This window comes from Bacteroidota bacterium (assembly GCA_037133915.1).
Classification (GTDB): Bacteria; Bacteroidota; Bacteroidia; order Bacteroidales; family CAIWKO01; genus JBAXND01.
Window position 1 is genome coordinate 1 of sequence record JBAXND010000075.1, and the last position, 13,781, is coordinate 13,781.

At 38.9% G+C, this 13,781-nt stretch carries 12 protein-coding genes and 1 pseudogene; 9 read left to right on the top strand and 4 right to left on the bottom strand.

Features of this window, described 5'->3' with window-relative positions; genetic code table 11:
• The coding region (locus WCM76_15885) for an HD domain-containing protein (GenBank protein ID MEI6767113.1) at positions 1 to 834 on the bottom strand (834 nt) is incomplete at its 3' end.
• 142 nt (positions 835 to 976) lie between these two features.
• Here WCM76_15885 and WCM76_15890 point away from each other — a divergent pair.
• From WCM76_15890 to WCM76_15900, 3 genes are all read left to right on the top strand, one after another.
• Entirely contained in the window at positions 977 to 1,879 is a 903-nt protein-coding gene (locus WCM76_15890; protein MEI6767114.1) for a WYL domain-containing protein, read from the top strand.
• Positions 1,880 to 1,967: 88 nt separating this feature from the next.
• Positions 1,968 to 2,447: an exonuclease domain-containing protein gene (locus tag WCM76_15895; protein MEI6767115.1), complete on the top strand. Its 480-nt coding sequence runs from the start codon at positions 1,968 to 1,970 to the stop codon at positions 2,445 to 2,447.
• Between the two features lie 104 nt (positions 2,448 to 2,551).
• The gene (locus WCM76_15900; protein MEI6767116.1) at positions 2,552 to 3,307 is read left to right on the top strand and encodes a DnaA/Hda family protein; all 756 of its coding nucleotides are present in this window, start codon (positions 2,552 to 2,554) and stop codon (positions 3,305 to 3,307) included.
• A 36-nt stretch (positions 3,308 to 3,343) separates the two neighbouring features.
• Here WCM76_15900 and WCM76_15905 read toward each other — a convergent pair whose 3' ends face one another.
• Complete coding sequence (locus WCM76_15905; protein MEI6767117.1) at positions 3,344 to 4,186, bottom strand: hypothetical protein; 843 nt, start codon at positions 4,184 to 4,186, stop codon at positions 3,344 to 3,346.
• A gap of 360 nt (positions 4,187 to 4,546) precedes the next feature.
• On the opposite strand from WCM76_15905, the gene WCM76_15910 reads away from it, so the two are divergent.
• From WCM76_15910 to WCM76_15920, 3 genes are all read left to right on the top strand, one after another.
• Positions 4,547 to 5,314, top strand: a complete 768-nt coding sequence (locus WCM76_15910; GenBank protein MEI6767118.1) for a DnaA/Hda family protein — start codon at positions 4,547 to 4,549, stop codon at positions 5,312 to 5,314.
• 285 nt (positions 5,315 to 5,599) lie between these two features.
• A complete protein-coding gene (locus WCM76_15915) occupies positions 5,600 to 6,973 on the top strand; it encodes a DnaB-like helicase C-terminal domain-containing protein (GenBank protein ID MEI6767119.1) in 1,374 nt (457 codons plus the stop codon).
• A gap of 252 nt (positions 6,974 to 7,225) precedes the next feature.
• Positions 7,226 to 8,281 carry a reverse transcriptase domain-containing protein gene (locus tag WCM76_15920; GenBank protein ID MEI6767120.1) on the top strand — a complete coding sequence of 352 codons (1,056 nt, stop codon included), beginning with the start codon at positions 7,226 to 7,228 and terminating at the stop codon, positions 8,279 to 8,281.
• Between the two features lie 106 nt (positions 8,282 to 8,387).
• Here the strand turns inward: WCM76_15920 and WCM76_15925 are convergent, their stop codons facing one another.
• Positions 8,388 to 9,746, bottom strand: a complete 1,359-nt coding sequence (locus WCM76_15925) for an RNA-binding domain-containing protein (GenBank protein ID MEI6767121.1) — start codon at positions 9,744 to 9,746, stop codon at positions 8,388 to 8,390.
• 638 nt (positions 9,747 to 10,384) lie between these two features.
• On the opposite strand from WCM76_15925, the gene WCM76_15930 reads away from it, so the two are divergent.
• From WCM76_15930 to WCM76_15940, 3 genes are all read left to right on the top strand, one after another.
• Positions 10,385 to 10,867 carry a GNAT family N-acetyltransferase gene (locus WCM76_15930; protein MEI6767122.1) on the top strand — a complete coding sequence of 161 codons (483 nt, stop codon included), beginning with the start codon at positions 10,385 to 10,387 and terminating at the stop codon, positions 10,865 to 10,867.
• Positions 10,854 to 11,237: a hypothetical protein gene (locus tag WCM76_15935; GenBank protein MEI6767123.1), complete on the top strand. Its 384-nt coding sequence runs from the start codon at positions 10,854 to 10,856 to the stop codon at positions 11,235 to 11,237. Before WCM76_15930 ends, WCM76_15935 begins: the two co-directional genes overlap by 14 nt.
• A gap of 170 nt (positions 11,238 to 11,407) precedes the next feature.
• On the top strand, positions 11,408 to 13,315 hold the full coding sequence (locus WCM76_15940) for a DUF262 domain-containing protein (GenBank protein MEI6767124.1): 1,908 nt from the start codon (positions 11,408 to 11,410) through the stop codon (positions 13,313 to 13,315).
• Between the two features lie 178 nt (positions 13,316 to 13,493).
• Here WCM76_15940 and WCM76_15945 read toward each other — a convergent pair.
• Positions 13,494 to 13,724, bottom strand: a pseudogene (locus WCM76_15945) (ATP-binding protein).
• Positions 13,725 to 13,781: the final 57 nt, after the last annotated feature.

A 13,781-nucleotide genomic window follows, 5' to 3' on the forward strand; every position in this document is an offset into this window, starting at 1 on the left:
TTGGTGGACCAGTTTGCCGCGGAATGAGTGGACTACTATGTGCGGAATATCCACATGAAACCGCATTCGTTCTATCTCAGACAAATGGAAATACCTGTCAAGTTTGACGAGGACTAGGAACACTTCAAAAATCGAAAGCCGTTCGCGGTATTTGTCAGGAATTAGTCGGTGTACCAACATCGAGACATTTGCGATCACATCCACTTTAGACTTTGGATCATTAAAAACTTGTTGAACTTTATTATGAAAATCAATGGCGAGATTTGTCAATTGTGTATTCTTTGAAAATGCGCTTAAATAAATCTTAGAAAAGGAACGATAAATGATTTCTTTTTCAGCGGCATTTTCAAGATACGTATTGATGAACCCTTTGCAAAGTTCTGATTCCAGGTCAGCATAATATAGCGGTTGTGTATGAAGCGTTTTCCAGTGTGTGAAATAGTGCCATGTCCTTGCTTTGCTGATCTCGGTATCCAACTCAGTCACAATCACGAGTTGACTGGCCAGCAAAATTGCTTTTTCTCCTTCTGAGATATTCGGCCGATTTTCACTTTTTTCATTTTCGCCATCTGATATTCCGTTTTCAAATTTTGAACAACGTTGTATAATGTCAGCGATTTCTTCGCCAAAATTATTTGTAACAGATTGCTTGGAAAAACCTACTAACTCCTGTGTTCCAAACAGGATGCCTGACGTGACTATTTTTTCAGGCATCTGAGCATCTATCAGGATAGCTCCCGTATTGTTTATCCTTCTGATCAGGGGGATTTTGGTTCCGTAACAAGTTTCGCCACGACATAAACTCGTGGCAAAATCAATGGCTTTGAAGATCATTTCTTTTCCGATTTAAACCGCTACAATATTAGATTTGCTCACCGTCAAAGGATGACGTAATGAAAATTAATTAGCTAAAAAAGAGCTGCTTTTCATTTCTCATAATATCCGGATTTGTCTATATTTGTTAAAACCATTGCTTATGTCCAGCCAGGGAACGATTCGCAGATATACTCTGATCATAGAGAAAATCAACAGTAAACAGTATCCATCTTTTGAAGAAATCAAGGATTACCTGTTTGACCACGGATTTGAAATCTCGCCAAGAACACTCCAGAGGGCAATTGAGCAGATCCGCTGCGAATTTGGTATTGAAATCACCTACAACCGCTATCAGAATGGTTATTATATTGACCTTGAAGCCAGCGTAAACATAGAATCATTTTTTCGCTTCCTTGAGATTGTAAATACTGCCGAACTACTCACCGAGAGTTTAAGTGAGAGCAAGGATTCCCTGAAGTACATTTCTTTTGATAATGTAGGGAACCTGAGAGGCACGGAGAATTTGAAGCCGTTACTCTCAGCGATCAAATCAAGAAGAAAGGTGTCTTTTGTACATCATAATTTTCATACACAAAAATTCAGGGAATTTGCACTGAAACCCTATTTATTGCGCGAATATCAGAATCGCTGGTATGTGATTGGTCAGATAGGCAATTATAAAGAGTTCCGCTCATTTGGGATAGACAGGATTTCAAAATTGCAGATCCTTTCAGAAACCTATACGCCTGATAAAAAGGTTGATCCTTCGGAACTTTTTGAGAATACCATAGGAATGGTTTATTCGCAGGAGGCGCAACAGCGGGTCGTGTTGTCATTCACTCTAACGCAAGGACAATATATCAAGAGCTTGCCATTTCATAAATCACAAAAGGTACTGATCGATAATGAGGAGGAATGCCGCATCGAATTGAACGTGGTACCCAACTATGAATTGACGCACCTTATCCTTATGCAGGGCGATGCCGTGAAGGTTCTTGAGCCAAAATGGCTTGCCCGGGAGGTTGTTGAGATATTGAAGAGTACGCTTAAAAATTATAAATAATTTATAGGTTGCAAGCAAAAACGTCATAGTTTGGCGGAGCGAGATGGTAATTTTGTAATGCATCTTAGATAACTTTCAAATAAAAACAATGATAAATTCCTTTACTGCTATTGATTTTGAAACAGCTCAGGGATATCGCTGGAGTATTTGCCAGGTTGGGCTTGTGAGGGTTGAGAAAGAGGTTATAACTAATGAAATTGATTTTTTAGTTCAGCCGCCCGGAAACAAGTATTGGGATAAGTTCATAGACATCCATGGAATCACTCCTAAACACACTGAGAATGCGCCGACCTTTAATCTGTTGTGGCATAAGATTGAACCCTATATAACCGGACAATCTGTTGTAGCTCATAACGGATTGGCTTTCGATTTTCCGGTGTTAAGCCAAACATTGGGATACTATGGTATGGAAGCACCGGATTACGATAAACATTGCACATACCGCTTGTTCGGAGAAAACCTTGCCTCTCTTTGCCATAAACACAAAATTCCGCTGAATCATCATGATGCACTTTCTGATGCACGTGCCTGTGCGAAATTATTTCTGATGCATCTTCGGCATAAATAGAGGATTATTGGGTTTATTAATCCACTTGCATTTTTGATTATCACTCCGCCACACTTTGTCGTTCTGCCATTATACTTTTGACCATAATCATAAAGGCAAAAGAAATGGAAAATCAATTACCGCAATCCAAAGATCACGAGTCCACCAATTATTCGTTTGAAAACTTTGTTCAGGGCGATTGCAATATTGAAGCACGTCGTATAGGCCTCCATATTACCACGCAGTTGTGGCGCGATGTTAATCCACTGATTGTTCAAAGTGATGTTGGCTTGGGGAAAACTCATTTAGTGCATGCAATTTACAATCAGCTCAGACACCAATGGTTTGGCGATAATCATCTATTCATCGGGGCTGAGAATTTTCATATACAAATTTCGGATGCACTCAGGAAAAATAAAATGACGAATATCGTCGATCATTTTCTCAAATTCAAAGCTATAATTATTGATGATTTACATTTTCTTGAAAAGAAATACAGTACTCAGAATGTTTTATTGGAAATACATAATAATATTGCCTTCAGACGCATGCGGATGATATACGCAAGCAGATACCTGCCGGAAGAATTGTCTGATTTTGATCCCGATTTGATAACAAGGCTGATGCAGGGAGTTACGGTCTCCCTTCTAAAACCGAACTTTGAAACACGACTTGAGATATTGAAAAAGATGGTTTGTGATGGGCATTTCAAAATACCCGAAAACGTATTAGCTGAAATTGCACAGTATGAATTGCATAATGTCAGGGATTTAGGATGGGTTTTGCTTTTGATCTGGAAAGAGACACATGCCTCTAATAAAGACGTTGATATAGCTGGAGCCCGATCTGTTATATCAAGCTATCTAAAGGGAAAGAAATAATAATTAGCCTAGCTCGGCCTCGGCACAAGGCCTTTATCAACAAAGATCTTTAAGTGCATCCCACAAATCGTCTGTTCCAATCTCGCTATGGACGCGTCGAAAATAAATTTCAATTAGTTTAGAATACGGTACTTCTTTAACCTTTATATTGTCCTCGCTTTTTATCAATTTAATATTGTGTCCTCTTGTTATAATCCAGACCTGCCTTTGTGTATCTTTGATCGTGTAGCTAATAGAATCAAGGGATATCTTTTCTTTCTTTAGCTGGTTTATGTAATTTTCAATTTGTGTTTCCTTTTTTGCCCGGTATTGTGATTCCAATGTTGCATCATAGATCACGGAAAGTGTATGAAAGCGAAAAAAACCATCTGCTTTTCCTCTGTTATTATTTTGAGGAAATTTATAAATATCATGGATGCCAAGTAAGCGGAGTAAGTGAAAACAATGAAGCTCAAAAGTTAATGAATTACAAGCCGCCATCTCCTTAAAAAATGGTGGCTGAAGGTGGTCATTCCTGTCCTGGCTGCACGGCTCCGGAGTAATGCCAAATGACATTTTATTTAGATGCCAGCCATTGAAATAATTCAAGAAATCTTTTGGACACTCAGCTTCTTTTAACCCGGATACATCAAAACGAATTGCCGGGATCCCATTATATGAATCTTCTCTGAAGTTCTTCGTTTTCCCAATCCAACATCTTTCAAATTTGTTTTCTTCTGTTAATTTTATAAAGAATGTATCTGCCTCTGCAGGCAATGGACTACTTGTAATCCCATCTTTTATCATTGGTAATGTGAATAAGGTGGAGTCGTTCCATTTTGAAAGCTTATCCCAATGATTGCGCACATTAGAGACCATTATATACTTAACATCATTCATATTGAATAGTTAGCGTTTTTGTAATATTATATAACGAATGTACATATTTTTCAATACTTCCCCGCAAATGAAATTCATTTTTCAATATTAGTGTTGCTTCTTAACAAGATTCCAGAGTTAGTTAATTCTATGCATTGGCACTGGATAAAGCCTTGCGGCTGTGGATAAATCTGTGTTCGCGATAATTTTTCATTTTGAATGCACATATTGAAAGTAGAATAGTTTTCTTGTACTATATCGCCCATTCTTGCCCGGCACAAGACCTTTACAAAGAAATATGCTGTATTAATATTCACACACTCCGCCACACTTTGGCGTTCTGCCATTTTAATTTTGCTCCATTACTTTAAATCATGAGAAATGGAGAACCAAATAAAACTTTTTAACAGCGTTACACGCCGAAACTTGATGTTCGGTACCTTTATTGAACAGGAAAATAATGCCTTTGCAACAGCCTTTGGAAAGTTGGCAATCCACACGCCGGCCAGTTTATTTAACCCTATGACTATAACAGGTGAAGCGTCATCAGGCAAGACACAATTCCTTGACAGCATTTATTATAGTATGCGTATGAAAATGCCGGACAGCAAGCTTATTTTCATAAGAAGCAACGCGTTTTGTTTGCAATTTGAATATGCAATGCAAAACAAATGTATAATTGATTTTTTCAATTATTACGCAAACGCGAATTCACTGTTCATTGATGATATTGATTATTTGCAACAGAAAATGGACGTACAGGCCGTGTTATTACAAATAATCGATCAAATGCATAACTCAATCGGCAAGTTGTTTTTTGCAAGCAGTATTCAACCTCAGGAACTTTCCGGTTTTGATGCCGGGCTTTTGTCTGAAATAAATCGCGGACTGGTACTACATCTTCATAAACCGGATCGCAAAACAAAATTGGAGATTTTGCAGACTAAAGTTATGCGGATGAACACGAACGTTCCTGATAAGGTGCTTGAGTCTTTGGTGCAAAATGACACGCTAAGTATAACTGAATTAGAAAACGTGTTAATGAACCTCTTAGCAAAATCAGTAGTATTAAATAGTAAAATGAACCTTGAGCTACTGCAAGCTGTTTTGAATGAAACAACAGGTCAATTCGGAAATAATAATATTTAATGAAGGTAGTGTTAACGATGCGAAGCAGCGTGTTACACTACCTCATCCCGATAGCTTTTTGGCTGTCGGGATATATGGGTTTTATTCCCCGTCGCTGTGCGGCGAATCCTATTCCGCCGAGGAAGGTGGCGGTTTTTGATACCCCGCTGCTCTGCGGCGGGGAGCTTCATTTCAAGAGTTATCCACTCCGTAACAAGATTACGGAGTGAGTTTATTTCTTTGCATTGGCCCGAGACAAAACCATGGCTCAGATGGAAGGACAGCATAAAATCAACCTTATTTCTTATGGATGCACATATTCAAAGTATTGAACAGGCAATAATCGGCACCTTGATGCATAACAGCATGGCGTTGACGCTAACTGCAGAAAGGATAAAACCACTAGTGTTCGAAGATAATCGTCATCGCCTGATCTGCGAAACAATAACCGGCCTCTTTCATCAAAATGAAGCCATCGACCATCTGATCGTTCAACATGAACTCGGCAAGATTCACAAGCTGGAAGAAGCCGGCGGCAAAGATTATGTCGGCATGATGATATCAAAGGCTGTGACCATTGATGTTCTGGATTATTATGTCAACGTGCTGTATGATGACTACCTGAAGAGAGAATTGGAGGGTTTATGTGCCGAATATTCCAAGAGCCGTGATTCCGCAAGGCAGGGGATGACGCTGATACATGAAATTGCTGAAAAGCTCCACAAGATGCTGGAGCAATCTTCATATGAGAGTGCCCGGTCTATCGATTCAGTCATCAAACAGGTGATGCCGGAGATCGTCGCCGGCAGGGACCGGAATGTTCGCACCGGCTTTGAAACTATCGATAGCATGCTGGGCGGTTTGCCCTTAGGCGAGCTTGTCGTTCTGGGAGGCCGACCCGCCATGGGGAAAACAGCACTTATGATCTCGATGGCGCTGAATATGACCTCAAAATTTAAAACGCCTGTGGCCTATTTCTCATTGGAGACCAACGCCACGATCTTTTTAAAACGCCTACTGTCCGCTGCTGCAAGCGTGGATTGCAATCAGATATGTACCGAGCGCATGAACGAGGACCAGATAGGCATCATACAAGCGAAATCTGCGGAAGTAAAGGCCTATTCGCTCTATTTTGATGATACTGCCGGATTGAATACCGCGGAACTCCTGAGCCGGCTTCGTTCGTTGCGGGACAGGTATGGAGTTAAAGTCGCTTTTATCGATTACCTGCAACTGCTTGAAGTGGATTCAAGGCAAGGGCGTAATAACAGGGAGTTTGCCATCGCGGAAATGGCCCGTGGGCTGAAACGCATCGCACGGGAATTGGACATCTGCATCTTTGTTGCGTCACAGCTCAGCCGCGCCGTGGAGACACGTGGTGGCTCAAAAAGACCGACGCTGAGCGACCTCCGCGAGAGCGGTGCCATTGAGCAGGATGCAGATAAAGTTTTGTTTTTATACCGACCTGAATATTATAAAATATTTGAAGATGAGGCAGGGCGCAGCACTGCCGGCATGGCAGAACTGTTCCTGGCGAAGAACAGGACCGGCGGGCTGCCATCGTTTATGATGAAGTTCGTCCATGAATATCAGCGTTTCGAAGATTCCGAGCCGGGTTGGGAGGATCAGAATAATATTTATGATTTTTTGAAGAACCGCCTCGATGAGGTGAGAGAATGAAAAATGAACGGAAATATAAATTATTTATTTTTTGTATGACAGTTTTGACGGGGTGCTGCCGGCATAATATTATGAGCGATTGCTAAGGGATAAGATGCGAGTGCTTGCATCAAATGCCTGGGGCTGTTGTACCTGCGGCCTTTCAGAAATGTTGCGTTTAGCATTCATTCTGCTCATGCTTCACAGAATGAATGGTGAAAATCTGAGATAATAAGCCGCAGCGCCTCCGTCATTACTGAAATTTTGTGGGAAATGGATATCGAATTAGTAAGCAAGACGGCGAGTGACCGTGAACGGTTTTATCTGCTTGAACATAATGCGGCTGCGATAGATTTCTTGAAAATAGCGACACCGATAGAATTATGTCGCTTGCTGCACATCCGATATTCAATTTTATTGAAACTAATGTCAAGTAATGGATACAGGTGTTTTACGATTCCGAAAAAGGACGGTGGCATCCGTGAGATAGAGTCACCGGGAAAACGGCTGAAGACCGTCCAGCAAAATCTGAATTATTATCTGCGCATGATCTATGCCTATATGAAACCGAAGAGCAGTCACGGTTTTGTATATTGCCATCCTGAAGATGCCGACAGCAGAAGCATTATCTCTAATGCATGGAAGCATTGCGGAAAGAAATACGTGATGAATATTGACCTGCAGGATTTCTTTCATTCGATCAAAGGTGTGCGTGTGAAAGAATTATTTTCCGGGAATCCGTTTTATTTTCCGGATGAGGTGGCGACCTGTCTGGCATTGATATGCTGTTTCGAAAAACGATTACCAGTCGGGGCTCCGACCTCGCCGATTATAGCCAATCTCATCTGCCTGCGCCTTGATAAAAGCCTAGAGAAAATAGCATCTCAACAAAAAATGGTTTATACACGCTATGCCGACGACCTGAGCTTTTCATCAAATTCCCCGTTTACAAAGGATAAGATAGAAGTGATAAAATCATGCATCCACCAGAGTGGTTTTGAGATCAACACAAAGAAATTCAGGGTTCAGAAAAACACTTCACGGCAAGTGGTTACAGGCATTAAGGTGAACCGGTTTCCGAATGTTGACCGGCGAACCATCCGAAACCTGCGTGCGGTATTATATCATTGGGAAAAGAGCGGTATTGAGGCGGCTTCAGAAACGTACTTTTTAAAGCATGAATTTCATGGAACTGACAAACTGGAGTCCTTTAAGTTGTCAGTGTCCGGGAAGATCAATTTCCTGCGTGATGTCCGTGGCAGGAACGACAGGGTTTACATGAAGATGAAGGAAAAGATGGATGAGCTTGTGTGGCGGGAGAATTCGTGAATTGTGATAATGCATACCTTAGGCGAAACAAAAAACAAGAATATGGAAGACTCGACATTCACAGTTATCCGGCAGGAGTTTCGTAAAGCGATAAACTAATTATCGGTCATTTTTTCAACTGTTTTTGGAGGGCTTTACCTTTTGCTGTGAGGCGGTATTTTTGGAGGCGACTGTTGGGTTTGTCGGGAATAGTCATTTCAATAATTCCAAGTTTTAAAGATTTTTGCTGATAGCTCTCCCTGAAATGTTTTTCATCAGCTAATCCTAATAGCTGCTGAATTTCGGTCCTAGATAATTTGCCATTCATAACTGTAATTAGCCTTTTGACTTCGGGGGTGACTTCGGGGGTGACTTCGGGGGTGACTTCGGGGGTGACTTCGTCTTCCGCCAGATTCCAGGCATTTGGGAAGGTCATCCGAAGGAAGTTCTCCGTGAAGTGAAAACATTTTTCGGGATATGCCTGAAGAATACGGGGAATGCCTGATCCAAGGTATTCCACCAATTCCAGATCTTTGAAAATACGCATGAGTTCCTGGTTGCGGGGTACGGAAAAACCCTGAAAGAATTCTTTACGGCTTAGATCATCAGGCAAACTACCGGCAGAGGTAATCTCAATACGGTCGTCGAAAATCTCAAATTTGGGCGGCACTTCCCTTGTGTGATCGTTGTGAACTATCGAGTTGATAATTGCTTCGCGCAAAGCCACAGCATTCCAAAGACGTGTGTCGATACGCTCTTTAGATGTAATGCGGCTGCGGGTTTTGTTTTCAAGCTCAAATTTGTCCAAAACCCGTTTTGTGGCCTTAATAATGGAACAATATCCGTATTCGTTATTTTCGACCAGGTTGACGCGGTTAATGCCTTTGTATTTGGCTACTTTTATTGAAACAGAATTAACATCGGAAACGAGGAAGGCAACATAGTTGAAATGCTTATCTTTCGTATGAAGTCCGAGGTTTGATGCAAACTGAGCGTTTAATTTCTTGCCGGATTCTTCATAATAAATCTTAAGCTGTTCGAATTTCAGGTCCTGCCGATTAGAAATTATTTTCCCTATTGAATTACGGGTACGCCTTGCAAAAATATTTTCGATCATTTTAACAGGCATGGGTTCAGCCGCCGTTCCCACGCGGATAAAACAACCCTTTTCCGACATCCCCTGCTTTTTCAAATAATAGGGTTTTTCCGGGCCACTGGCTACAATAATCTTCAAAACATCTTTACCGTCAACTTTTTCGTCAATAATATCGAACAATCCCAGACAGGAAGGAAGAATGTTGTGTCTTAAACGGTCTTTGATTTTAAGCTGTATCTCATCGGATTGTTCTATGCCTTTTGCTATTCCGTTGTCGTCAATACCCACATAAATAAATCCGCCCTCACGGCTGTTCAGAAAGGCCACAACTTCTTTCTCGAACGAGTCGGTCAGTATCAGTTTAAATTCTACTCGGTGCGATTCTTTCATTTACGAAATCAGTTCGTCAAATTTACTTATTTATGATCTTTGAATTGTTTTCACTTGAGCCTTTATGGAATTCACAGAAATCGGAAAATAGTTCAAGATGAATAGCCATCCAAATGTACAATTTTAACTGACATTTTTTTAGTAATAAAGGAAAGATCTCGCGACATATTCTGAAATGGAGCGGTACGTAATTCAATTCGTCCGGAATAAGGATTTGGGCATTTTTATTGCTGCTGACAACTTGCGTGCATCTAATTTTAGATTTATTTCTCCTTCCCGAGTCCATATTTAAATTGGGTGCATATCTTTCGACTCTAATCGGGATTCAATATCCGTGTTCCTGAGCCATGACTTTAACAAAAACGCACGAAATGTTTGTTAACAGTTAACAGCAGTAGACACCATGTTTTCGTAAATGGGCTACATGCATCGAAACCTCAACTATCCGTTTACTTTGTTTCTCCACTTGGGCACCTGCAAAGCAATGAGAGGGAATGGCGCTTTTTTTATTTTCAGCACTTACGCTACATATGAATAAATTGCATATCTTTCGAGATTATTAGTGAGCACTTAATATATAAGTTATCAGTGAGGCAACAACGATAGTGCAAAAACTGATGGTTCAATATAAAACCAAAATGACGATTAAAATATTCAAGCCTGAAAATTGCAGTGACGCCCAACTAAAAACGTTTTATGAGATTGTTGTTGATGGCAATCAAGTAAATGCAAATGGACTTCTGAATAGAATAAAAACTGCGGACTTCCTTTCTTTCTGTGAATTGGACGACAAAGTTGTTGGAGTGGCTTCTATTAAAAATCCGGACATAAATTATAAGAAAACCATTTTTGAAAAAGCTAATGTTGAGGAGCTTGCAGATGATTATAAGTATGAAATTGGTTATGCAGTAACGAAAGAAACGCATCGTCGAAAAGGAATTAGCGAGGAACTAATCAAATTTCTGATAGAAAACAGCACTTCTAAATCATTTTTTGCAACAACAAAAAATGATGGCATGCGACATCTCTTGGAGAAAATTGGATTTGAAAAACTTGGAGATAACTATACAAATGATAATAAGGAAATTTTAACCCTTTATTGTTACAATGGGAAAAAATAGCTCTCATTTAGCAGGCGAATATTTTGTTGCTGCTGAACTTTATAGAAGAAGTTTTTCAGTTGGTATGACACTAGGTAATGCAAAATCGATTGATTTATTCGCTAACAAAAATAATAAGACAATATCAATTCAAGTGAAAGCGATTAAGAACAAAAATAGTGTTGGGTGGCCAATGACCAAAGGAAATTTCATTGATGGCGTTTTTTGCATTTTTGTAAATTTGAACAACTTAGCGAATCCAGAGTATTTCATGTTAACGGCATCTGAAGCAAGAGAAAAATTCAAGCAATATTCAACAAGAGGAATTATTAACTTGACACCATTAAAAAATGAAAAATTTCAAGACCGATGGGACAAACTTGAATCTTGATCACTAGTGACAGACAGGAGCCCGAGCTTAAACAGCACATTTACTTTAAGAGGGATTTAGTGCTCCGCAGAAAGTTTTGTGGTTAAAGTGATCCAAAGGACTTTTCGGAATATTCAGAAATACGACCGGAAATTTGACAAATAGTAAAACGAAAATATTTTGACCAGATAATGGCAAGAGAATTAATATATTGCGTAGGACGGGTCTTTGGCGATTATTTGAAAGATAATCAATCATATAATATTCCGGAGTATCAGCGAGGCTACAAATGGACTGATAAACAAATATATCAGTTGCTAGATGATATTAATGAATTTGAAACTGGTGGTGATCAAGATTTATTTTATTGTCTTCAAAATATTACTGTTGTTTTGAATTCAGATAACAAATTCAATGTGGTTGACGGTCAGCAAAGACTTACGACTTTAGCTTTATTGTTAGCATATCTTGGAGAATCAGAAAAGGTACAATCCAAATTATTATATTCCGTAAGGGAGCCATCAAATGATTTCATACAACAGGTAATTTCCAACAAAAATTCTTTTCTGACAAATATTGTTGCCAATAATGATTTTGATGCATTTTTATTAGAAACTGCATCAAATGGAAAAGATTACGATTATCAAGACATTTATTTTATGTATGAAGCTATTCATACAATTGATAATTGGTTTAATGATAATGTATCTGTCGTTAAAATATCCTTTACAGAAAAATTGTTACATAATGTAAAACTCATTGTAAACAGAATTGAAAACACAAAGGAGCAGGAATTGTTTATGAACCTTAATGCAGGGAAAGTACAATTAGACGGTTCTGATTTGGTGAGAGCAATTTTGATAACTCGGGTTGCAAAGCAGGAAATGGAAGAATTTGATTCCACTGAAGTTAGAGATGTGGTGCGTTTGAATGAAAGAAGAATAAGAATTGGATGGGAATTGGACGAACTCAATGCTTGGTGGAGCATGGAAAATGTATTGGAGTATTTTTCAACTTTCACTAAACTTAAAACAGGTGAAAAAGAAACCATCAAATTTGACCAAATAAAACATCCTATTAATTTGCTTTACAAAATTTGGGCAGAATCAATAATTGATGAAAATGGTAAGCAGAAATATTCTGATTTAAAACTGAATTATTTTGAAACTCAAAATACAATTGCTATCGACCTTTATATATCTATCATATTACTGCATCGCACATTAAAGGATTGGTATGACGATAGGGAAATCTATCATTTTTTAGGCTTTTTGTTTTCCCAAAGTAGCACCAGATTCAATAAGATTTGGAATAAATGGAATGAAAAGGATGTTACAAGAAGTAAGTTTATTGCATTCTTAAAGGCAGAAATACAAGAATCTATTTTTGGCAAAGAGCCCAATGGTGGAGTTGAAGACACAGGCACTCAATTTTGGTTAGACAGAATCAAAGACTATAATTCCGAAAATCCTACTAATTGGTATGAAACGGGAAAATTAGAAAAAATACTCCTTATACTTGACGTTATTGAGCATTCTCAAACAAGGGAAATAGGTATTCCGCTGCCGTATTTAAAATCAAGGTATTTTAAAAATTTCAAGGAAGATATAGAACATATTTATCCCGGAACTCCTCAAGAAATATCTGATAAGAAGTTTAAAGATTTGCCTGACCCGATGAAAAGCATAAAGGATTACGTGTCTTTATTAAATAAAGGATATGATGGCGACAAGAAGATTATTTGGAAAATTTCTTCTGATCTGTGGAATGGGCTATTAAACGAAGAAAAAAGTAATAAATTATCAGAACTAAAAAGAGAAATTCATCAAAAACGTCCAATTAACTCAATAGGAAACTTGGTACTATTGCACCTTAGTATCAACAGGGGGTTCGGAAATGATTATTACACTGACAAAAGGATAAGTGTAATTAGCAATACTGAAAATGGTGAATATATTAGACAGCATACTTTGAAAGTATTTGTTAAGCAAACTCAGAATGAAGATATAAGTAACTGGACAATGCAAGATATTACTTATAACGCAGATAAAATTTACGATACACTGAAGATGTTCTTCAAATTCAAAACTGAGGAGTAAGTGATGAATAAAATTAAAGCGGCATTTTTAAAAGAAGAAAATTTACTTACTCTGCTATCTGGATATTCCGCACATAGTAGTCCACTCATTCCGCGGCAAACTGGTCCACCAAAGTTAAGTCCGATTTTGAAGACCATTTATTGTTGCTTTCCATTATTACAAATTTAGGTTTATTTAATTAGTTTTCACAGATTTCTATCTTTTTCTTGTATTTTTTCCGCAGCGAATCACCCGTAAGTTCCACCCTGTGGGCGTTATGGATTATCCTGTCCATTATTGCATCAGCGATAGTGTGCTCTCCAATAACCTCGTACCAATTTGTAACCGGCACTTGAGATGTAATCAATGTGGATGCCTTTTCATGCCGATCTTCAATGATTTCCATGAAGGCCGAGCGACTTGCTGCATCAAGTGACTATTTCGGACTAAAGAGTGCCACCTATTTCGGAGCAAACAGTGCCACTCG

Bases quoted from the DNA above. Each gene is read 5' to 3' on its own strand.
- WCM76_15890 (MEI6767114.1), top strand. From the start codon at position 977: ATGTCCAGCCAGGGAACGATTCGCAGATATACTCTGATCATAGAGAAA.
- WCM76_15895 (MEI6767115.1), top strand. From the start codon at position 1,968: ATGATAAATTCCTTTACTGCTATTGATTTTGAAACAGCTCAGGGATAT.
- WCM76_15900 (MEI6767116.1), top strand. From the start codon at position 2,552: ATGGAAAATCAATTACCGCAATCCAAAGATCACGAGTCCACCAATTAT.
- WCM76_15905 (MEI6767117.1), bottom strand. From the start codon at position 4,186: ATGAATGATGTTAAGTATATAATGGTCTCTAATGTGCGCAATCATTGG.
- WCM76_15910 (MEI6767118.1), top strand. From the start codon at position 4,547: ATGGAGAACCAAATAAAACTTTTTAACAGCGTTACACGCCGAAACTTG.
- WCM76_15915 (MEI6767119.1), top strand. From the start codon at position 5,600: ATGGATGCACATATTCAAAGTATTGAACAGGCAATAATCGGCACCTTG.
- WCM76_15920 (MEI6767120.1), top strand. From the start codon at position 7,226: ATGGATATCGAATTAGTAAGCAAGACGGCGAGTGACCGTGAACGGTTT.
- WCM76_15925 (MEI6767121.1), bottom strand. From the start codon at position 9,746: ATGAAAGAATCGCACCGAGTAGAATTTAAACTGATACTGACCGACTCG.
- WCM76_15930 (MEI6767122.1), top strand. From the start codon at position 10,385: ATGACGATTAAAATATTCAAGCCTGAAAATTGCAGTGACGCCCAACTA.
- WCM76_15935 (MEI6767123.1), top strand. From the start codon at position 10,854: ATGGGAAAAAATAGCTCTCATTTAGCAGGCGAATATTTTGTTGCTGCT.
- WCM76_15940 (MEI6767124.1), top strand. From the start codon at position 11,408: ATGGCAAGAGAATTAATATATTGCGTAGGACGGGTCTTTGGCGATTAT.